Source organism: Pantoea sp. WEP (assembly GCF_041678305.1).
GTDB lineage: Bacteria > Pseudomonadota > Gammaproteobacteria > Enterobacterales > Enterobacteriaceae > Pantoea > Pantoea dispersa.
In genome coordinates this window covers 1,516,923-1,537,892 of the sequence record NZ_JBGNXB010000001.1, presented here as the reverse complement: position 1 = coordinate 1,537,892, position 20,970 = coordinate 1,516,923, and the positions used below count along the sequence as shown (strand labels likewise).

The 20,970-nt window shown below is 57.0% G+C and carries 19 protein-coding genes and 1 riboswitch; of the genes, 8 read left to right on the top strand and 11 right to left on the bottom strand.

Going from position 1 to position 20,970, the window contains the following annotated elements:
- Window positions 1-54 precede the first annotated feature (54 nt).
- The 3 genes from fbaB to thiM form a co-directional block, all read right to left on the bottom strand.
- Window positions 55-1,107, bottom strand: coding sequence for a class I fructose-bisphosphate aldolase (fbaB, locus tag ABVR31_RS07040; RefSeq protein WP_372772227.1), 1,053 nt, complete (start codon window positions 1,105-1,107; stop codon window positions 55-57).
- Window positions 1,108-1,254: 147 nt separating this feature from the next.
- Window positions 1,255-2,055, bottom strand: a complete 801-nt coding sequence (thiD, locus tag ABVR31_RS07035) for a bifunctional hydroxymethylpyrimidine kinase/phosphomethylpyrimidine kinase (RefSeq protein ID WP_315655113.1) — start codon at window positions 2,053-2,055, stop codon at window positions 1,255-1,257.
- Entirely contained in the window at window positions 2,052-2,837 is a 786-nt protein-coding gene (thiM, locus tag ABVR31_RS07030; RefSeq protein ID WP_315655110.1) for a hydroxyethylthiazole kinase, read from the bottom strand. Before thiM ends, thiD begins: the two co-directional genes overlap by 4 nt.
- Window positions 2,838-2,870: 33 nt before the next feature.
- Window positions 2,871-2,967, bottom strand: a riboswitch (TPP riboswitch).
- Between the two features lie 345 nt (window positions 2,968-3,312).
- On the opposite strand from thiM, the gene ABVR31_RS07025 reads away from it, so the two are divergent.
- Entirely contained in the window at window positions 3,313-3,510 is a 198-nt protein-coding gene (locus tag ABVR31_RS07025; RefSeq protein ID WP_021509295.1) for a hypothetical protein, read from the top strand.
- Between the two features lie 52 nt (window positions 3,511-3,562).
- Here the strand turns inward: ABVR31_RS07025 and ahpF are convergent, their stop codons facing one another.
- Both ahpF and ahpC read right to left on the bottom strand, forming a co-directional pair.
- On the bottom strand, window positions 3,563-5,131 hold the full coding sequence (gene ahpF / locus ABVR31_RS07020; RefSeq protein WP_058769944.1) for an alkyl hydroperoxide reductase subunit F: 1,569 nt from the start codon (window positions 5,129-5,131) through the stop codon (window positions 3,563-3,565).
- Between the two features lie 70 nt (window positions 5,132-5,201).
- Window positions 5,202-5,765, bottom strand: a complete 564-nt coding sequence (gene ahpC / locus ABVR31_RS07015; protein ID WP_010617942.1) for an alkyl hydroperoxide reductase subunit C — start codon at window positions 5,763-5,765, stop codon at window positions 5,202-5,204.
- A 290-nt stretch (window positions 5,766-6,055) separates the two neighbouring features.
- Between ahpC and ABVR31_RS07010 the strand changes: the two genes are divergently transcribed.
- A complete protein-coding gene (locus ABVR31_RS07010; protein ID WP_136545569.1) occupies window positions 6,056-6,499 on the top strand; it encodes a GNAT family N-acetyltransferase in 444 nt (147 codons plus the stop codon).
- 3 nt (window positions 6,500-6,502) lie between these two features.
- Here the strand turns inward: ABVR31_RS07010 and apbC are convergent, their stop codons facing one another.
- Window positions 6,503-7,615 (bottom strand): iron-sulfur cluster carrier protein ApbC, encoded by a 1,113-nt coding sequence (gene apbC / locus ABVR31_RS07005; protein ID WP_058757266.1) that lies wholly within the window; start codon window positions 7,613-7,615, stop codon window positions 6,503-6,505.
- Between the two features lie 162 nt (window positions 7,616-7,777).
- Between apbC and metG the strand changes: the two genes are divergently transcribed.
- Complete coding sequence (gene metG / locus ABVR31_RS07000) at window positions 7,778-9,811, top strand: methionine--tRNA ligase (RefSeq protein WP_215800835.1); 2,034 nt, start codon at window positions 7,778-7,780, stop codon at window positions 9,809-9,811.
- 562 nt (window positions 9,812-10,373) lie between these two features.
- Here the strand turns inward: metG and ABVR31_RS06995 are convergent.
- Window positions 10,374-10,721: an endonuclease domain-containing protein gene (locus tag ABVR31_RS06995; protein ID WP_372772223.1), complete on the bottom strand. Its 348-nt coding sequence runs from the start codon at window positions 10,719-10,721 to the stop codon at window positions 10,374-10,376.
- 151 nt (window positions 10,722-10,872) lie between these two features.
- Between ABVR31_RS06995 and ABVR31_RS06990 the strand changes: the two genes are divergently transcribed.
- The 5 genes from ABVR31_RS06990 (at window position 10,873) to sanA (ending at window position 15,677) form a co-directional block, all read left to right on the top strand.
- The gene (locus ABVR31_RS06990) at window positions 10,873-11,256 is read left to right on the top strand and encodes a CidA/LrgA family protein (RefSeq protein WP_021509289.1); all 384 of its coding nucleotides are present in this window, start codon (window positions 10,873-10,875) and stop codon (window positions 11,254-11,256) included.
- Window positions 11,249-11,941, top strand: a complete 693-nt coding sequence (locus tag ABVR31_RS06985) for a CidB/LrgB family autolysis modulator (protein ID WP_372772221.1) — start codon at window positions 11,249-11,251, stop codon at window positions 11,939-11,941. Before ABVR31_RS06990 ends, ABVR31_RS06985 begins: the two co-directional genes overlap by 8 nt.
- A 124-nt stretch (window positions 11,942-12,065) precedes the next feature.
- On the top strand, window positions 12,066-12,962 hold the full coding sequence (gene cdd / locus ABVR31_RS06980; protein WP_372772220.1) for a cytidine deaminase: 897 nt from the start codon (window positions 12,066-12,068) through the stop codon (window positions 12,960-12,962).
- 158 nt (window positions 12,963-13,120) lie between these two features.
- Complete coding sequence (locus ABVR31_RS06975; RefSeq protein ID WP_021509286.1) at window positions 13,121-14,818, top strand: NAD-dependent malic enzyme; 1,698 nt, start codon at window positions 13,121-13,123, stop codon at window positions 14,816-14,818.
- A 139-nt stretch (window positions 14,819-14,957) separates the two neighbouring features.
- Window positions 14,958-15,677, top strand: a complete 720-nt coding sequence (gene sanA / locus ABVR31_RS06970) for an outer membrane permeability protein SanA (protein WP_372773990.1) — start codon at window positions 14,958-14,960, stop codon at window positions 15,675-15,677.
- Window positions 15,678-15,868: 191 nt separating this feature from the next.
- Here sanA and mglC read toward each other — a convergent pair whose 3' ends face one another.
- The 4 genes from mglC to galS all read right to left on the bottom strand — a co-directional run bounded on the left by mglC (window position 15,869) and on the right by galS (window position 20,834).
- On the bottom strand, window positions 15,869-16,879 hold the full coding sequence (mglC, locus tag ABVR31_RS06965) for a galactose/methyl galactoside ABC transporter permease MglC (RefSeq protein ID WP_021509284.1): 1,011 nt from the start codon (window positions 16,877-16,879) through the stop codon (window positions 15,869-15,871).
- A gap of 18 nt (window positions 16,880-16,897) precedes the next feature.
- The gene (gene mglA, locus ABVR31_RS06960; RefSeq protein ID WP_021509283.1) at window positions 16,898-18,418 is read right to left on the bottom strand and encodes a galactose/methyl galactoside ABC transporter ATP-binding protein MglA; all 1,521 of its coding nucleotides are present in this window, start codon (window positions 18,416-18,418) and stop codon (window positions 16,898-16,900) included.
- A gap of 71 nt (window positions 18,419-18,489) precedes the next feature.
- Window positions 18,490-19,485 carry a galactose/glucose ABC transporter substrate-binding protein MglB gene (mglB, locus tag ABVR31_RS06955; protein WP_104188497.1) on the bottom strand — a complete coding sequence of 332 codons (996 nt, stop codon included), beginning with the start codon at window positions 19,483-19,485 and terminating at the stop codon, window positions 18,490-18,492.
- A gap of 308 nt (window positions 19,486-19,793) precedes the next feature.
- Window positions 19,794-20,834 (bottom strand): HTH-type transcriptional regulator GalS, encoded by a 1,041-nt coding sequence (galS, locus tag ABVR31_RS06950; RefSeq protein ID WP_288421991.1) that lies wholly within the window; start codon window positions 20,832-20,834, stop codon window positions 19,794-19,796.
- Window positions 20,835-20,970: the final 136 nt, after the last annotated feature.

Sequence of the window (20,970 nt, the reverse complement as noted above, 5' to 3'; positions counted from 1 at the left end):
CTCTCCCGCCTGCGGGAGAGGGTTAGGGTGAGGGCAAAAACGCCCCTCACACCATCAGGCAATCGTCACATCTTTCGCCAGATACACATCCTGCACCGCATTAATCAGCGCCACGCCCTCTTTCAGCGACTTCTTAAACGCCTTGCGTCCGAGAATCAGCCCCATGCCGCCGGCGCGTTTATTGATCACCGCCGTACGCACCGACTCCGCCACATCGGTCGCACCGGCTGAAGCCCCGCCGGAGTTAATCAGCCCGGCGCGCCCCATGTAGCAGTTGGCCAGCTGGTAGCGCACCAGATCGATCGGATTCTCACTGGTCAGCTTGCTGTACACGCGCTCATCGGTGTGGCCAAACTTCACCGCGTTATAGCCGCCGTTATTCTCCGCCATTTTCTGCTTCACAATGTCGGCACCAATGGTGGCCGCCAGATGGTTAGCCTGACCGGTCAAATCGGCGCTGGCGTGATAATCCACCCCATCCTTCTTGAAATCGTTGTTGCGCAGATAAGCCCACAACACCGTCACCATGCCCAGCTCGTGCGCGCGCTCGAAGGCCGCTGCAATTTCCTCGATCTGCCGGCGCGACTGCTCAGAGCCAAAATAGATGGTGGCGCCAACCGCAACCGCGCCCATGTTGAATGCCTGCTCGACGCTGGCGTACAGCGTCTGGTCATACTGCGTGGGATAGCTCAGGGTTTCGTTATGGTTCAGCTTGACCATAAACGGGATACGGTGCGCGTAGCGACGTGACACGGAGGCCAGCACGCCATAGGTTGACGCCACACAGTTACAGCCGGCTTCAATCGCCAGCTCGACGATATTCTTCGGGTCGAAATAGGCCGGATTGGCAGCGAGCGAGGCGCCAGCAGAGTGTTCCACGCCCTGATCCACCGGCAGGATCGACAGATAGCCGGTACCCGCCAGACGGCCGGTGTTGTAGAGCGTCTGCATATTGCGCAGTACCGCAGGAGAACGATTGTTATCAATCATCACGCGATCGACATAATCCGCGCCCGGCAAATAAAGGCTGTCCGCTGGAATGGTCATGCAGCGATGTTGAAGAAGCGTATCCGCCTCTTTACCCAATAACTGTACGATGTCCGTCATGTTCGCTCCTGATAAATGGCTGGAAAAGAACCGGCACCTGCCGATTCGCCCCCCACAGCCTGGACCGAAACGCGCCAGGCTGGCAAATTGCTGACTCCATTTTTCAGACGGATACGCAGTGAAAAAACGGCAATCTGGCGTTACGCCCTACCACCACTGATGGAAATGATGCACCGGCCCAATGCCGTGGCCGACCTCCAGCGAATCGGCGTGCAGCAGCGCCTGCTGCAGCCAGGCCTTGGCCTCCGCTACGGTGCCCGCCCAGTCCGCATGGCGCGGTCGCAATGCCGCCAGCGCCGCCGACAGCGTGCAGCCGGTGCCGTGCGTATGACGGGTGTTAACGCGCGGTGCGGTAAAGCGCTGGCGGCCGGCACGGGTGATCAGCCAGTCCGGGCTTTCCGCATCGCTGAGATGACCGCCCTTCATCAGCACCGCTTCGCAGCCCAGTTCCAGCAGCGCATCGCCCTGCTCCAGCATAGTCGCCTCGTCCTGCGCCATGCGGCAGCCCAGCAGCGCTGCGGCTTCCGGCAGATTGGGCGTGATCAGCGATACCTGCGGCAGCAGACATTCACGAATGCTGGCTACCGCATCAGGCGACAGCAGCGCATCGCCGCTTTTGGCAATCATCACCGTATCCAGCACCACAAACGGCAGGCTGGCGCGTTTCAGCTTCTCTGCCACCACCTCGACAATCGCCGTCTCTGCCAGCATGCCGATTTTCGCGGCGTCAATGCGCACGTCGTCCAGCACCGAGTCGAGTTGCGCCGCGACAAATGCCGGTTCGATGCGATACACCGACTGCACGCCGCGGGTATTCTGTGCCACCAGCGCGGTAATCACGCTGGTACCGTACGCGCCGAGCGCGGAAAACGCTTTCAGATCGGCCTGGATACCCGCGCCGCCGCTGGGATCGGTGCCGGCAATGGTCAATGCATTGATGCGTTTCATGCTGCCACCTCCAGCGTCCACAGCGCATCCAGAAAGGCGGCGACGAAGCTGCCCGGCCCTGCCACGCTGCGCGCGGCCTGTTCACCGGCCAGCGACATCAAGCGACACGCCGCTGCCACGTGCTGGATGCGCTCGCCCGGCAGGCTGCTGCACGCCGCGACGACGGCGGATAGCGCACAACCGGTGCCGACCACGCGCGTCATCAGCGGGCTGCCGCCGGGAATTGCCAGCGTCTGGCGGCCATCGGTGACGTAATCGACTTCGCCGGTTACCGCGACGATAGTCGTGCAGCGTTGCGCCAGCTGCTGCGCGGCGTTCAGTGCGGCATCGGCCTGATGCACGCTATCCACGCCGCGTCCGCCCGTGGCCTGGTGGGCTAAGGCGAGAATCTCAGAAGCGTTGCCGCGAATGGCCGCCGGTCGCAGGCTCAGCAGCTGCTGACAGAATTCCGTACGCAGGGTTAGCGCGCCTACCGCCACCGGATCGAGCGTCCACGGTGTGCCGGCCTGGTTAGCGGCCTGTACCGCCGCCAGCATCGCATCGCGGCGCTCACGGGTTAACGTACCGACGTTAATCAGCAGCGCATCGGCGAAACCGGCAAACTGCGCCGCTTCATCGCCATCAATCACCATCGCGGGCGAAGCCTGCAGTGCCAGCAGCACGTTGGCGGTAAAAGTTTGCACCACGTCGTTGGTCATACAGTGCACCAGCGGTGCCTGCTGCCGCAGCAGTTGCAGAGAGTGCGCGAGTTGCGCCGGGGAAAGAGGGTCAGGCTGTGTCATAAGGCTCCCAACCGGCAATCAGGAAGGCGAATGCGGTCAGGCATCTGACTTCCCTACGCTGGCATTATCCAGATCAGGTATTACGGGTATTTCTCAGCCTTCACAAAGAAGGGCACCCCGAGTCATGCACGTCCGTGTCAGACGTGCCTTCACAGCATAAAGGGTCAGCTTAAAGTTGTAAATCCTGCGGCGGGTGCGCTTTTTTTGCCGGACAACGATGAGCAAAAATACGTGCGCCATCAATTTTCATGATTTTTTGATCATCAGGAAAATATAAACAAATCGACGGAGATCAATTTTTCCAAAAGCCCTAAAATTCATCAGGATAGTTAATTTAATCTGCCGGGGCAGTATGCGGGAAATAAACAGGAGAAAGCGCGCAACTTGATTAATATCAAACCGGCCGGCGGCGTAACACGGCCTAATTCCCTTCCGGATTTGAAGACCGCTGTTTCACCTTCACCCGGAATCGCTAATGACTTTATTCAGTTTTCTTCCGCACGCGCACCACTGGCACAATATCACCATTTCCCGTCAAGGCGCCGTTGCCCCCGGCGGCCGTTACCGGTACTCCACGTACCTCGAAGCCGAATGCAAACGCTGCGGCGAGCGCATCCATAAAATTTATTATCGCGATATCAGCGATGAACAGGCGCGTCGCTGGCTGGGTTAAAAAAAAGCCCCGCAACACAGGTTGCAGGGTGCTTGCGTGGCTATCGCAAAACTTATTCAGCCGGTTTGGTGCGGATCAGGTAATCAAACGCGCTCAGTGACGCTTTGGCCCCTTCCCCGCTGGCAATGATGATCTGCTTGTACGGCACCGTGGTGCAGTCGCCGGCGGCAAATACGCCTTTCAGGCTGGTTTCGCCTTTGGCGTCGATCAGGATCTCGCCCATGCGGTTGCGCTCTACCGCGCCTTCCAGCCAGTTGGTGTTAGGCAGCAAACCAATCTGTACGAAGATACCGCTCAGCGCCAGTTCGTGGCTGGTCTGGTTATTGCGGTCGATGTAAGTCAGACCGGTAACTTTACTGCCGTCGCCTTTCACTTCGGTGGTCTGCGCGTTGAGGATCACATCGACGTTTTTCAGGCTGCGCAGTTTATCCTGCAGCACTTTATCGGCGCGCATTTCGCTGGCGAACTCCAGCAGCGTGACGTGCTCGACAATACCGGCCAGATCGATGGCCGCTTCAACGCCGGAGTTACCGCCACCGATCACCGCCGTGCGTTTGCCTTTAAACAGCGGGCCGTCACAGTGCGGGCAGTAGGTTACACCTTTGGTGCGATACTGCTCTTCACCTGGAACGCCCATGTTGCGCCAGCGTGCGCCGGTAGCAATGATGATGCTGCGTGATTTCAGCACCGCGCCAGAAGCGGTTTCGATGGCGTGCAGGCCGCCCTCTTTGGCTGCCGGAATCAGCTTGATGGCGCTCTGGGTGTCAATCACGTCAACGTCATAGTCATCAACGTGCGCACGCAGGGAACCGGCGAGCTTCGCCCCTTCGGTTTTCGGCACGGAGATGTAGTTTTCAATGTCAACGGTGTCCAGCACCTGGCCGCCAAAGCGCTCGCCCATCAGGCCGGTACGGATGCCTTTACGCGCCGAGTAGATGGCCGCCGCAGCGCCTGCCGGGCCACTGCCGACGATCAGCACTTCATAGGCGTCACGCTTGTTCAGCTCTTCAGCCGCACGCTTATCCGCGTTGGTGTCTACCTTACCGACGATTTCTGCCAGGCTCATGCGACCCTGACCGAACTCTTTGCCGTTGAGGTAAACCGCCGGCACGCCCATGACGTTGCGTTCGGTGATCTCGTTCTGGAACATGCCACCGTCGATGGCGGTATGACGGATGCGTGGATTGAGCACCGCCATCAGGTTCAGCGCCTGTACCACGTCAGGACAGTTGTGGCACGACAGAGAATAATAGGTTTCGAAATGCAGGTCGCTGTCCAGCGCAACAACCTGATCCAGCAGGCTCTGCGCCTCTTTCGACGGATGTCCACCGGTCTGCAGCAGTGCCAGCACCAGTGAGGTAAATTCGTGGCCCATTGGCGAACCGGCAAAGCGCGGACCGCTGTGGCTGCCTGGGTTAGTAATCAGGAATGATGGCTTACGTACCGGTTGATCGTTCTCTTCACGGAAGCTGACTTTATCAGACAGACTCGCGATATCGGTCAGCAGAGTACGGATCTCTGCGGATTTGGCGCCATCGTCCAGTGTGGCAATCAACTCAACCGGTTTCGTTAGTTTCTCAAGGTAGGCCTTGAGCTGGGTTTTTAAATTGGTGTCGAGCATAGTGAGTTCCTGTGAAGAAAATCGGGTGCCGCAGCACCCGATGGAAGAAAGATCAAAGGGCGGAGGTGACTTAGATTTTGCCTACCAGGTCCAGTGATGGAGCCAGCGTTGCGTCACCTTCTTTCCATTTAGCCGGGCAAACTTCACCTGGGTGGGAAGCCACGTACTGAGCCGCTTTCACTTTACGCAGCAGGTCAGACGCGTCACGGCCGATGCCTTCTGCAGTGATTTCGATGGCCTGGATGATGCCTTCCGGGTCAACGATGAAGGTACCGCGGTCAGCCAGACCTTCTGCTTCACGCATGATTTCGAAGTTACGGGTCAGAGCACCGGTCGGGTCGCCGATCATCGCGTACTGGATTTTCGCGATGGTGTCTGAAGAACCGTGCCAGGCTTTGTGGGTAAAGTGCGTGTCAGTTGAAACGGAGTAGATGTCTACGCCCAGTTTCTGGAACTCTTCGTAGTGGTCTGCCACGTCACCCAGTTCAGTCGGGCATACAAAGGTGAAGTCAGCCGGGTAGAAGAAGAAAACACTCCATTTACCTTCAACGTCTTTCTCGGTTACGTCGATGAATTCGCCGTTTTTGAATGCAGCGTTTTTGAACGGTTTGATTTTGGTATTGATGATAGACATGGGTGACCTCCGTTAAAAAGATGTGATGCAGGCTACATAATTTTCGGGCCAACTTCTAATATGCAGACGTTATCAATCAGATAATCAAAAGCTATCAAAGTGCCGACGCCAGATTTGATGCGGCTTGCCGCGGCATTTTACACAGAAAAGCCGCAGAGTTAACAAGCTTTATCTTTGCGCGCGGCAACTGCTATTTTTTTATAAACATTCAATCATCTTTGCTGCACGATTCAACTGCGTGCGCAACGCCGCTAAAAAACGTGCCTGCTTACTCGTCATGGAGTCTGGAAGTGAAAATTCGTCTTTTTGAAGAAGCCGACCGCCCTTTTCTACGCACGCTTTATCTCGCGGCGCGCCGTCATAACTGGACATGGCTGGCCGGCGACGACTGGCAGCTGGAAGATTTCGACGCGATTATTCCCGGTGAAACGGTACTGGTAGCGGAGATCGACGGCCACCGCGCAGGGTTTGCCGGCGTGATGGATAACGATAATTTTTTGCACAGTTTGTATGTTGATCCGGCCTTTCAGGGCCAGGGCGTCGGCAGTGCGCTGCTGAACGCGGTGCAGCAGCATTTTACCTCCACCGGCGCGCTGAAATGTCTGCTTCAGAACGAAGCGGCGCTGCAGTTTTATCAGCAGCACGGCTGGCAGCGCGAAGCGCTGGGAGAGAGCGAACAGGGCCAGTACGTGTTGATGCATCTGCCGCTGGCGTCACGCACCAGCGGCAGCTAAGGCTTAAACCGCGCGGAAGGCGATGTCGCCCGGAATCACCTCACCCTGCCAGTAAAGCTGGGCGGCAACCCGGCCCGCAAGTTCACGATACAGCGCGGTGAATTCACTCTCCGGACGGCGAATCACGGTCGGTTCACCGTCGTCGAGATCTTCGCGCAGATTAATGTGCAGCGGTAGCTGAGCCAGCAGGCGGGTGTGATAATCCTCAGCCAGCTTCTGCGCACCGCCGGTACCAAAAATCGGCTCATGATGGCCGCATTCGCTGCAGATGTGCATGCTCATGTTTTCCACCACGCCCAGCACCGGCACGCTGACTTTTTCGAACATCACCATGCCCTTGCGCGCATCAATCAGCGCAATGTCCTGCGGCGTGGTTACCACCAGCGCGCCGGTCACCGGCACGTTCTGCGCCAGCGTCAGCTGAATGTCACCGGTGCCCGGCGGCATATCCAGAATCAGGTAATCGAGATCCGGCCACAGCGTTTCGTTCAGCAGCTGCATCAGCGCCTTGCTGGCCATCGGTCCGCGCCAGACCATCGCGTTATCGTCGGTCACCAGATAGCCGATAGAGTTGGTTGCCAGGCCGTGCGCCATGATCGGCGCCATGTGCGTGCCATCCGGCGAGGTGGGGCGCTGCTTTTCGGTGCCCAGCATGTCCGGGATCGACGGACCGTAAATATCCGCATCGAGAATACCGACGCGCGCCCCCTCGGCCGCCAGCGCCAGCGCCATATTCACGGCGGTGCTGGATTTGCCCACGCCCCCTTTACCGGAGCTGACGGCGACGATGTTTTTCACGCCGTTGACGCCCGGCTGATTTTTCACGCGTTTCAGGGTGGCAATGTCATGACGCAGCCGCCAGTCGATGGCGCGCGTGTTGGTCAGGCGCAGCAGTTCTGCACTGGTCTGGGCTTTCAGCGCCTCAAACGCGCTGGCCCAGGCAAATGGCATCACCAGTTCAATGTGCAGCTTGTCGTCGAGCAGCGCCACGTGGCGCAGCGCTTTGAGGGTAGTCAGATTGTGTTGCAGCGTCGGATGCTCAAACTCGCTCAGCACGCCGATAACCACGGCGCGCAACGCTTCAGGTGAATGATGGTCCCGGGATTGTGCGGTCATCCCAACTCCTTATTTAGTCATGACGCCAGACGATGGCGGTGTGCCATCAATCATATCAGATAGGCGCTAAAAGTGACGTGGCCGAGCTGCTGTGTTTACGCCAGAGGGTGCTTCGGTTAACATCTAAGCCCGATTTTTTATTCACGGAATGCTACGCAAATTATGACTCAAGTCGCTAAAAAACTACTGGTAACGTGCGCCCTGCCGTACGCAAACGGCTCTATCCACTTAGGTCACATGCTTGAACACATTCAGGCTGACGTGTGGGTCCGTTACCAGCGAATGCGTGGCAATCAGGTGTTCTTCATCTGTGCGGACGACGCCCACGGCACGCCGATCATGCTGAAAGCCCAGCAGCTGGGTATCGCGCCGGAGCAGATGATTGCGGAAATGAAGCAGGAGCATGAGACCGATTTCGCAGGTTTCAGCATCAGCTATGACAATTATCACTCCACGCACGGCGACGAAAACCGCCAGCTGTCTGAGCTGATTTACACGCGCCTGAAAGAGAACGGTTTCATTAAAAACCGCACCATTTCGCAGCTATACGATCCGGAAAAAGGCATGTTCCTGCCTGATCGCTTCGTCAAAGGCACCTGTCCGAAATGTAAATCACCCGATCAGTACGGCGATAACTGCGAAGTGTGCGGCGCGACCTACAGCCCGACCGAGCTGATTGAGCCGAAATCGGTGGTGTCAGGTGCAACGCCGGTGATGCGCGATTCTGAACACTTCTTCTTCGATCTGCCGTCCTTCAGCGCGATGCTGCAGGCGTGGACGCGCTCCGGTGCGCTGCAGGAGCAGGTGGCAAACAAGATGCAGGAGTGGTTTGAAGCCGGTCTGCAACAGTGGGATATCTCCCGCGATGCGCCGTACTTCGGCTTCGAAATCCCTGGTGCGCCGGGCAAATACTTCTACGTCTGGCTGGATGCGCCCATCGGCTACATGGGGTCGTTTAAGAACCTGTGCGACAAACGCGGCGACATCGATTTCGACGAGTTCTGGAAGAAAGATTCCAGCACCGAGCTGTATCACTTCATCGGCAAAGACATCGTCTATTTCCACAGCCTGTTCTGGCCAGCGATGCTGGAAGGCAGCAATTTCCGCAAGCCGACCAACCTGTTTGTGCATGGTTATGTCACGGTGAACGGCGCGAAGATGTCGAAATCGCGCGGCACCTTCATCAAAGCCAGCACCTGGCTGCAGCACCTTGATGCCGACAGCCTGCGTTACTATTACGCGGCCAAGCTCTCTTCGCGCATCGACGATATTGACCTTAATCTGGAAGATTTCGTCCAGCGCGTGAACGCTGACATCGTTAATAAAGTGGTGAACCTCGCCTCACGCAACGCCGGCTTTATCACCAAACGCTTTAACGGCCAGCTGGCAAGCGAACTGGCGGATCCGGCGCTGTATCAGACCTTTGTTGATGCGTCAGAGAAGATTGGTGAAGCCTGGGCCAGCCGCGAATACAACCGTGCTATCCGCGAGATCATGGCGCTGGCCGACCTGGCCAACCGCTACGTTGACGAGCAGGCACCGTGGGTGGTGGCGAAACAGGAAGGCCGCGATGCCGACCTGCAGGCGATTTGCTCGATGGGTATCAACCTGTTCCGCGTGCTGATGACCTGGCTGAAGCCGGTGCTGCCGTCGCTGAGCGAGCGCGCAGAAGCCTTCCTGCAAAGCGAACTGAGCTGGGATGGCATTGCGCAGCCGCTGCTCAACCACAGCGTAGCGCCGTTTAAAGCGCTGTATGGTCGTATTGAGATGGCAAAAGTGGAGGCGCTGATTGCGGCTTCGAAAGAGGACGCAGCAGCGGCGAACCAGCCGGCGGCAAGCGGTCCGCTGGCCGATGCACCAATTGGCGAGACCATCACCATTGATGACTTCGCCAAAGTCGACATGCGCGTAGCGCTGATCGAGCAGGCTGAGCTGGTAGAAGGTTCCGATAAGCTACTGCGTCTGCAGCTGGATCTGGGTGGCGAGAAGCGCCAGATTTTCTCGGGCATTCGCGCCGCTTATCCGGATCCGTCGGTGCTGGTGGGCAAGATGACCATCATCGTCGCCAACCTGGCGCCGCGCAAAATGCGTTTCGGCGTGTCCGAAGGCATGGTGCTGTCTGCCGGGCCTGGCGGCAAAGATCTGTTTGTGCTGTCAGTGGATAGCGGCGCGCAGCCGGGTATGCCGGTGAAGTAAGGGTTGGTGCGCGCTGGCCCTCACCCTAACCCTCTCCCGCCAGCGGGAGAGGGAACCGCTGAGTGCGGGGTTTGGGTTCAGAGCCAGGCCTGCACCTCGTTCGATTGCCTCCCTCTCCCGCTTTTGCCGGTGGGACCGAACAGCGCACGTTGTTAACCTTGTATCAAACCTGCACATAGCAAAATCCTGCACAAGACTACCCCCTCTCCCGCCTGCGGGAGAGGGCTGGGGTGAGGGGAAAACCGCACCGCGCTCATCGCGCTAACATCAGACAGCGATAAATCTCCGCCATCACCACCTCAAACTCATTAACCGCCTGATGATTCCAGAAGCGCAGCTTTGTGCTGACAGTGGATAGCGGTGCCCAGCCGGGTATACCGGTGAAGTAAGGGGTGGTGCGCGCTGGCCCTCACCCTAACCCTCTCCCGCCTGCGGGAGAGGGAACCGTTTAGTGCGGGGTTTGGGTTCAGAGCCAGGCCTGCACATAGCAAAACCCCGCATAAGACTACCCCCTCTCCCGCCTGCGGGAGAGGGCTGGGGTGAGGGGAAAACCGCACCGCGCTTATCGCGCCAGCATCAGACAGCGATAAATCTCCGCCATCACCGCCTCAAACTCATTAAACACCTGATGATTCCAGAAGCGAATAACGCGCCAACCGCAGCGCTGTAAATACGCCGTGCGCCGGGCATCGTAAGCCTGCTCTTCAGGCGCATTGTGCTGTCCGCCATCCAGTTCCACGATCAGCGATCGCTCAACGCAGGCAAAATCAACGATGTACCCTCCAACTGGATGCTGGCGGCGAAACTTCGCGCCACACACATTTCGGTTGCGTAAATAGCGCCATAGTTTTTGCTCCGCTTGCGGCATCGCCTTTCGCAGCGCGCGCTGCGGTTGCACGATGTGGTTCATCGCTGCTCCTTCGTTCTGCCCACCAGCTTACGCCGCTTTGCGCAGCTTCAAAGCAAAGGTGTTAAAATCCTGAATCTGCATTCCAGTGTGATCGCTAGCACGCTAAGCGCTTAATGCGTATGATGAAGCGCCACGAAAACAGGAGCCTGACATGCCCACCGTGCTATCTGCCTGCTGGCGCTATCTGCGCGCCTTTGCCATCGTCTATGCCGCGCTTTACGCCGGCAACGGCCTTGCCGCCCTGCTGCCATTTACCATTCCTGGCAGCATCCTTGGCATGCTGTTGCTGTTTGCCCTGCTGGCGCTGCAGATTATCCCGGTAACGTGGGTGAAACCCGGCTGTCAGCTGTTGATCCGCTACATGGCGCTGCTGTTTGTGCCGATCAGCGTTGGCGTGATGGGCTACACCGATATCCTCAGCGCACAGTTTGGCCCGATTGTCGTCTCCTGCATGGTCAGCACCCTGCTGGTATTACTGATTGTCGGCCTCAGCGCCGAGCGCCTGCAGCGTCCGAAGGAGTCTGGCCATGAGTGACGCCTGGTGGTCACTGCCACTTACCGTAGTGGCGTATCTGCTGGCACGCCGTCTGGCAGCCAGAATCAACCTCTCCATCGTCAATCCGCTGCTGGTGGCCATGGCGATCATTATTCCACTGCTGCTGCTGACGCACCTGCCCTACGCGCGCTATTTCGCCGGCAGCGCGCTGCTTAATCAGCTGCTGCAGCCCGCCGTGGTGGCGATGGCGCTGCCGCTGTATGAGCAGATGCACCAGATTCGCGCGCGCTGGAAAACCATCATCAGCGTCTGTTTTATCGGCAGCATTACCGCCATGGTGTCCGGCACGGCGATCGCGCTGTGGATGGGAGCGACGCCGGAAATCGCGGCCACCATCCTGCCGAAGTCGGTGACCACGCCCATCGCCATGGCAGTATCGGGCTCGCTACACGGTATTCCGGCCATCAGCGCCATTTGCGTGTTGATTGCTGGCGTACTGGGTGCGGTGTTTGGTCACATGCTGCTGAATCTGTTTAAGGTGCGCAGCAAGTCATCACGCGGGCTGGCGATTGGTAACGCGTCTCATGCGCTCGGCACCGCGCGCGCCGCGGAGATTGACTATCAGGAAGGCGCCTTCAGTTCACTGGCGCTGGTAATCTGCGGCATCATCACCTCGTTACTGGCGCCTTTCATTTTTCCTTTGCTGATGCGCTTACTGGGGTAAAACTTGCGAGAGATCTCGCAAAGTTGAAACAAGCCAATCAGCTTGCATTGTCATAGCGACATGGATCACATATAAACCTTGAGGCGGCGCTTCGCCGCTCACGAGTTAATGAGGCCATAACATCATGCATGCACGATTCACTTCCGCTTTCTCTGCCCTGCCCGCTGCGCTGCAGAGCGCGCTTCAGCCGCTGCTGGACGCCGCTGATTTTCACGGCGTGCTGCGACCGCAGGAGGTGACTCAGCTGCAACAGGCAACCGGTCTGGATGATGATGCGCTGGCACTCGCACTGCTGCCGATTGCCGCCTGTTGTGCCGTGGCACCGGTTTCGCACTTTAACGTGGGCGCTATTGCGCGCGGCATCAGTGGCCACTGGTACTTCGGTGCCAACATGGAGTTTTTACATGCGCCGCTGCAGCAAACGGTCCACGCCGAGCAGAGCGCAGTCACGCATGCCTGGCTGCGGGGCGAAGCGCAGCTGGCGACCATTACCGTCAACTACACGCCGTGCGGGCACTGCCGCCAGTTTATGAATGAACTGAATAGCGGTACGGCGATTCGCATCAGCCTGCCGGGCCGCGCGGTCAGCACGCTGGCCGACTATTTACCCGATGCCTTTGGCCCGGCCGATCTCAATATCAGTGAACGGCTGCTGACGCCGGTCGACCACGGTTTCCTGCCGCAGGGCGATGCGCTGCAGCGGGCCGCGATTGATGCCGCCAGCCGCAGCCATGCACCTTACAGCCAGAGTTATAGCGGCGTGGCGTTGCAGAGCCGCAGCGGCCAGATTTACCCCGGGCGCTATGCCGAAAATGCCGCCTTTAACCCGAGCCTGCCGCCATTACAGGCCGCGCTGATTCTGATGAATATGCACAACGAAGCGCTGGAGGAGATTCAGCAGGCGGTGCTGGCAGAAAGCGCCGACGCCACGCTGAGCCAGTTTGATGCCACGCGCACCACCCTCGCCGCGCTCGGCTGCAGCAATTTCTCAGTTACTTTAGTTTCGAAACCAACAGTTTAGTGATCCTTTTACCGCTTTTGTGACCTTCTATTAACAAAAGCTGTACATCTGCAGGAATTTTCATAGGATCGGGCGCCAGAACTTCACAATAAACGGGTCTGGCGTTACCTTCTTGCTGGCGACACGTCAGAAAACACTGCAACCGGAGCAAACACTGCATGGAACTCGAGTACGAAAGTAAACGTCCGCTGTATATTCCTTACGCGGGTCCGATCCTGCTGGAATTTCCGCTGTTGAACAAAGGCAGCGCCTTCTCGCTGGAAGAACGTAACGAATTTAACCTCAATGGCCTGCTGCCAGACGCCGTAGAAACCATCGAAGAGCAGGCCGAGCGCGCCTGGCGTCAGTTCCTGGACTTCAAAAACAATAACGACAAGCACGTCTACCTGCGCAACATCCAGGACACTAACGAAACGCTATTCTATCGCCTGCTGGACAACCACCTGGAAGAGATGATGCCGATCATCTACACCCCAACGGTTGGCGCGGCTTGCGAACACTTCTCAGAAATCTACCGTCGCGCACGCGGGGTGTTTATCTCCTATAACAACCGCGACCGCATTGAAGACATGCTGCAAAACGCCACCAAGCAGAATGTCAAAGTTATCGTGGTCACCGACGGCGAGCGTATTCTCGGCCTCGGCGATCTGGGCATCGGCGGCATGGGCATTCCTATCGGCAAGCTGTCGCTGTATACCGCGTGCGGTGGCATCAGCCCGGCCTACACCCTGCCGGTAGTGCTGGATGTCGGCACCAATAATCAGCAACTGCTGAACGATCCGCTCTACATGGGCTGGCGCCATCCGCGCATCACCGGCGAAGAGTATGAAGCCTTCGTTGATGAATTCATTCAGGCGGTGAAGCGCCGCTGGCCAAACGTGCTGCTGCAGTTTGAAGATTTCGCGCAGAAAAACGCCATGCCGCTGCTGGAGCGTTACCGCGATGAGATCTGCTGCTTCAATGATGATATTCAGGGCACGGCCGCTGTCACGGTGGGCACGCTGATCGCCGCCAGCCGCGCCGCAGGCAGCCGTCTGTGCGAGCAGAAAGTGGTGTTCCTCGGTGCCGGTTCCGCCGGCTGCGGTATTGCCGAGCAGATCGTCGCACAGATGAAATCCGAAGGCCTGAGCGATGATGAAGCGCGCGCGCGCGTGATGATGGTAGACCGTTTCGGCCTGCTCACTGACAAATTGCCTAACCTGCTCGATTTCCAGAGCAAGCTGGTGCAGAAGAGCGACAATCTGAAAGACTGGGACGTGACCAGCGATTCGATTTCACTGCTCGACGTGGTGCGCAATGCCCGGCCGGATATCCTGATCGGCGTTTCCGGCCAGCCGGGACTGTTCACCGAAGAGATCATTCGCGAGATGCACAAGCACTGCAAACGCCCGATCGTGATGCCGCTCTCGAACCCGACCTCACGCGTGGAAGCAACCCCGGCAGATATCATCGCCTGGACCGACGGTGACGCGCTGGTCGCCACCGGCAGCCCGTTTGCACCGGTCACCTGGAAAGGCAAAACCTACCCGATTGCCCAGTGCAACAACTCCTATATCTTCCCGGGTATCGGTCTCGGCGTGATCGCTGCCGGCGCCACCCGCGTAACGGATTCGATGCTGATGACCGCCAGCCGCGCGCTGGCTGACTGCTCACCGCTGGTTAACGACGGTGAAGGTCCGGTGCTGCCTGAGATTAAGGACATCCAGGGCGTCTCCAAAGTGATCGCCATGGAAGTGGGCAAAGCGGCGCAGCTGGCGGGCGTGGCGGTGGTTACCTCCGAGGACGTGCTGTCGAAAGCCATCAACAACAACTTCTGGCTGCCGCAGTATCGTCACTATCGCCGTACCTCGATTTAATTGCAGACCGACGCTGCCGCACGCTTCAGGTGCGGCAGCGCTTAAAAAAACGCCAGCCGACCGGCACAAACTTGCTTAGCCGTGCCGCCTCAAGTAGCCTTGACCCATCTGAATTTTCGTCAACCGAGTGCCCGTGCGCATATTTAAACGCGTTTTCTTTGGTCTGTTTATCATCATCTTACTGGTGATGGCGACCGCGCTCGGCCTCGATCGCTGGATTGGCTGGCGAACCGCGCCGTTTATTTATGAAGATGTCGCTTCGCTGCCGCATCGTCAGGTCGGCGTGGTGCTGGGCACCGCCAAGTATTACCGCACCGGCGTCATCAATCAGTATTACCTGTATCGCATTCAGGGCGCGCTCAACGCTTACAACAGCGGCAAGGTGAATTATCTGCTGCTGAGCGGCGATAATGCGCTGCAGAGCTACAACGAGCCGATGACCATGCGACGCGATTTGATTAAAGCCGGCGTCGATCCCTCGGACATCGTGCTGGATTATGCCGGTTTCCGTACGCTGGACTCGATTGTGCGCACGCGCAAAGTTTTCGACACCAACGACTTCATCATCATTACCCAGCGCTTCCACTGTGAACGCGCACTGTATATCGCCCAGCACCTTGGTATTCAGGCGCAGTGCTACGCCGTGCCGTCGCCCAAAAATATGCTGTCGGTGCGGTTCCGCGAGGTGGGTGCGCGTCTCGGTGCGCTGGCGGATCTCTATCTGATGAAGCGCGAGCCGCGTTTCCTTGGCCCGCTGGTGCCGATTCCGGCGGTGCATGAAGTGCCGGAAGATGCGCAGAGCTACCCGGCGGTCACACCGGAACAGTTGCTTGAGCTGGAAGAGAAGCTGCGGAAATAATCGGCAAGAGGCCAGCAGCTGGATCTGACGTTGGCGAGTTAAGCAGGATCGCGGCGATGCTGCCGGTGCGCATCAATCCGCACCCTACAAAATACCGGCCATCCCCTGCAATTCTCACCGCTATCCTTATTGTGCAATAAAAACAACAAGGGCCGCGTTGCCGCAGCCCTGATGGTTGACCTTGTTCACTGCTATTTCTTGCGCGCGTATTTCAGTGAATCAAGCGCCACGGCGAAGATGATGATGCCGCCCTTGATGATGTACTGCCAGTACGGGTTCACGCCGATGTAGGTCAGACCGTAGTTGATGACGGTGAAGATGATCACACCGGTCACCACACCCGCGACGGTACCTACCCCGCCAGCGAACGACACGCCGCCCACCACGCAGGCTGCAATCGCATCCAGCTCATACATAAAGCCGAGGTTGTTGGTGGCGCTGCCGATACGGCCCGCTTCCAGCATCCCGCCGAAGGCATAGAACACGCCGGACAGCGCATACACCAGGATCAGGTTAAGCGGAACGTTAACGCCAGAGACTTTCGCCGCTTCCGGGTTACCGCCGATAGCAAAGATGTTTTTGCCGAAGCGGGTTTTGTTCCACAGGATCCAGACGAACACGATGGCGATAATCGCATAGAAGGTGATGAACGACAGCTTGAAGTCGCCGAAGCGCAGGAAGCCCTGGGCAAACTTCGAGAAGCCAGCGTCAAAACCGGCAATCGGTGAAGCGCCCACGAAGTCGTAGTACAGCGAGTTGATGCCGTAAACGATGATCATGGTGCCCAGCGTAGTGATAAACGGCGTCACCTTCAGGTAAGCGATGATCACGCCGTTAACCAGACCAATCACGCCACCGATGATGCACACGGTCAGAATCACCAGTGGAATCGGCACGGTTTCCAGATGCGGGAACACCTTGTTGGCGTTATCCATCGACTGCAGCAGCGTTGCTGCCACCACCGCCGCCAGACCCACCTGGCGCCCTGCCGACAGGTCGGTGCCCTGGGTCACGATCAGACCGGCTACGCCGAGGGCGATAATAATACGGACCGATGACTGAGTCAGAATGTTACTCAGGTTCATCAGGCTCAAAAAGGTCGGATCCTGGAAAATAATAATCGCCAGCAGTACCAACAGGACAACATAAATGCCGCCCTCTTTTAACCAGGTTAGCGCATTCTTTTTAGTAGTCGCTTTCATGTTAAAGCCCTTGCTTCATTAAAGGTGTAATGACGCTAAACGCAGGATTTCATTCTGCGAGGTCGTTTTAGTATCGACAATGCCCGCTACCTGACCATTACTCATTACCAAAATACGGTCGGTAATGCCCAGCAGCTCTGGCATTTCAGAAGAGATAATAATGATGCCCTTTTCTTTTTTCGCCAGCTCCGAGATCAGCTGATAAATCTCGAATTTAGCGCCGACGTCAATACCGCGCGTCGGTTCATCAAGCATCAGTATTTCCGGCTGCGTCAATAACCAGCGACCAATAATGACTTTTTGCTGGTTACCGCCGGAGAGCGATCCAATTTGGGTATGATGGCCGGGCGTTTTCACCCGCATGGCATCAATGACCCACTGGGTATCGCTTTTCATGCGTTTATTATCCAGCAGACCCATACTGGATTTATATTTCTTGATATTAGAAATGAGCGAGTTAAAGCCAATATCCAGGTAGGCATAAATCCCGGTGGAACGCCGCTCTTCCGTCACCAGCGCAAAACCATGGTTGATGGCTTCGTTGGCGCTGTGGTTATTAATCGCTTTACCGTGCAGTTTAATGGTGCCGCCCGACTTCTCACGGATACCAAATAAGGTTTCCACAATGTCAGTACGCTTGGCACCCACCAGGCCGGCAATCCCCAGAATCTCGCCTTTGTGCAGATCAAACGAGATATCACGGATCGATGGCTGGCGCAGCGAGGTCAGATTGCGCACCTCCAGAATCACTTCACCCGGCACGTTAGTTTTGTCCGGGAAGCGCTGGTTGAGCGAACGGCCGACCATCATGGCGATGATCTTGTCCATGTCCAGCCCTTCCAGCGGCTGAGTGGCAATCCACTGGCCGTCACGCAGAATGGTGATCTCATCGCACAGCTGGAAAATCTCTTCCATTTTATGCGAAATATAAACAATACCGCAGCCGCGATCTTTCAGCTTACGGATAATGGTGAACAGGTGGTTAACTTCTTTTTCGGTCAGCGATGACGTGGGCTCATCCATAATGACGATTTTCGCGTCATAGGAAAACGCCTTGGCGATTTCAATCATCTGCATTTGCGATACCGAAAGCGTCGCGACTTTATCACGCGGATCGATATCAATATCTAATTCATCAAAGATCGCTTTGGTATCACGATACATTTTATCCTGATCGACAAACGGACCTTTGCGCGGATAGCGCCCCAGCCACATGTTGTCCATCACGTTGCGCTGCAGCACCAGATTTAATTCCTGATGCACCATTGAAACGCCATTTTCCAGCGCCTCTTTGGAGGATTTGTAATCTATTTCCTCACCCTGAAACAGGATGCTCCCCGTATCCTTTTTATAAATCCCAAACAGGCATTTTAATAAAGTGGATTTTCCGGCGCCGTTTTCACCCATTAAGGCATGGACGGAGTGCGGCCGCACTTTTAAATTCACATTATCTAAGGCTTTCACCCCTGGAAATGATTTCGAGACATTCGTCATCTCCAGCAGATATTCTCGCTGTGTGGTCGGATTCTCACTGGCCATAATTTACCTGGCTAAAAAAAGCGTTGGTCAGATGCAATAAGGCGCGGCAGAAAAGCCGCGCCCGGGACGAATTACTTCACAAACTGCGACAGGTTTTCTTTATCAACCGGTACGTACGGTACGCGGACCACTTTGCCGTCCATCTTGAAGTTAGTACCTGCGGTTGGCTCTTTGCCATTGGCCAGGTTATTAGCAATGTCCAGCGTGGCTTTCGCCTGGTTTTCCGCATCGTTCAGCACGGTACCGGCCATCGCACCGGATTTCACCAGCGCCAGCGCTTCTGGCAGGGCGTCAACACCAAACACCGGAATGCTGGTTTTGTTGTGCGCCTTCAGCGCTTCAACCGCACCCATCGCCATCGCATCGTTGTTCGCGATGATTACTTCAATTTTGTTGGCGTTCGGGCCAGACAGCCAGGCGTCGACTTTGTCTTTCGCCTGCGCGGTATCCCACATTGCAGTATCCATCGCCAGCTGCTGGGTTTTGATGCCGTCTTTATTCAGGGTTTCGATAACGTATTTGGTACGCGCTTCGGCATCCGGATGGCCCGGTTCACCTTTCAGCAGCACGAACTGAATCTGACCGTCTTTGTTCAGATCCCAGGCTGGCGTGGCTTTCCAGTGTTTCTCGATCAGCTCACCCTGCTTGATGCCGGACTCTTTGGAGTCGGTACCGACATAGTAAGCTTTGTCGTAGCTGGCCAGCACTTTCGCGTTAGGCTCTTTGTTGAAGAACACCACCGGCACGTCGTTCGCGCGCGCTTTGTCGATCACCACTGCCGCAGCAGCCGGATCCACCAGGTTGATGGCCAGCGCTTTCACGCCTTTCGCCATCAGCACGTCAATCTGGTCGTTCTGTTTGGATTGGTCGTTCTGTGAGTCGTTCATCAGCAGCTGAATGCCGCCTACGCTTTTCGCCTCTTTTTCGATGTCCTTGCGCACCATCGACATGAAGTTGTCGTCATATTTATAAATTGTCACGCCAATGCGGGTATCGGCGGCGTGCGCAGTTGCACCAAACATCATGCTGGCAACCAGTGCTGTGAGCGTGAAAACCTTCTTATTCATGGTATCTCCGGTTTTTTTATGCAGGGTATTTCATCGCGCCGTATTGCCTGCGGGCAGACAGCGCAGTCGGTTGAAACGCTATTTTTTATGGGGCAGGCGCTGCTACCAAGCCGGACCACCATCGCTATCCTGACTTCCCTGTAGGTAAACGCTTCCTGAAGTGTGTTGTGAACCATTTCAATCGGCTACTGAAACCAGACCGGGGAAGGAAAGCCCGGCGTTACATAATGTTTCAGTCCGGTAAGACGCTGCCATCATAGTGAGCGCCATGTTAATTAACTGTGAATACAATCACAGATTGGAAACGGTTACACGGCGCTATCGCCTGAATTAGTGACCGACTCCACAGTTTGCCGCTGCGCCACCGAATGGCGCCGCACCAGCGTAGGCATGAAGCAGTGCGCGGCGTGCGGATCGAGCGTGCCTGCTGCGCCCTGCAGGGCCAGCTCAGTCGCCAGTTTCGCCATAGAAACAATGGGATAGCGTACCGTGGTCAATTGCGGGTCGGTGTAACGGGAAATGGGGATGTCATCGAAGCCGATGACAGAGAAATGCTGCGGCACCTGAATACCGTTATCTTTCAGCGCGGTGAGCGCACCGGCCGCCATGCCATCGTTATAGGAGAACACCGCAGTGAGGTGCAGATTGCGCCCCAGCAGTTCCACCATCGCGGCTTCACCGCCCTGCATGTCCGGCTCGGCATGCGCAATCCAGCCCTCCGGCGGACGGATGCCCTGCTCCGCCAGCGCCTGCAGCCAGCCGTCGCGGCGCTGCGCCACGTCCTCAATCGGATGGCTGGAGCTGAGGTAACCAATGCGCTGATGGCCCTGCTGTAACAGCATGCGCGTCGCTACCTGCGCACCAGTGACATTATCAAGGCAGACGCAGCGGTGCTCGTATCCCGGAATAGTACGATTAATCAATACCATACCGGGAACCTGGTCCATAAACCGGGCCAGCTCCGCGTCTGTAAGCGTTTTCGCGTGCACCACCAGCGCGTTGCAGCGCTGACGGATCAGCACCTCAATGGCGTGGCGTTCTTTCTCTTCCTGATGCCACGAATTGCTGATAAGCACGTGCTTGTGCATGCGCTGCGCCACGGTATCCACCGCTTTAACCAGCGCACCAAAGAAGGGATCGGAAACGTCCATGACCACCACGCCGATGGTATCACTCACCTGGGTAGCCAGCGCCTGCGCGTTGGCATTCGGCCGGTAGCCGAGCGATTCAACCGCCTGCAGCACGGCTTCGCGGGTATCAGAGGTGACTGCACTGCTGTTATTGAGCACCCGCGACACGGTGGCAACGGAAACCCCGGCCTGACGGGCGACATCACGAATCGTTATCATGCAGTTGTTCCACAGAGGAGAAAATGCGCGACTGGCGCGTAACGGCGCTATTCTGTCAGGGCATCGGAAACAGCTGCGTGAATTACGTCACACGGATGAAAACGGTTACATACAATTATGCAACCTTTGTGATGAA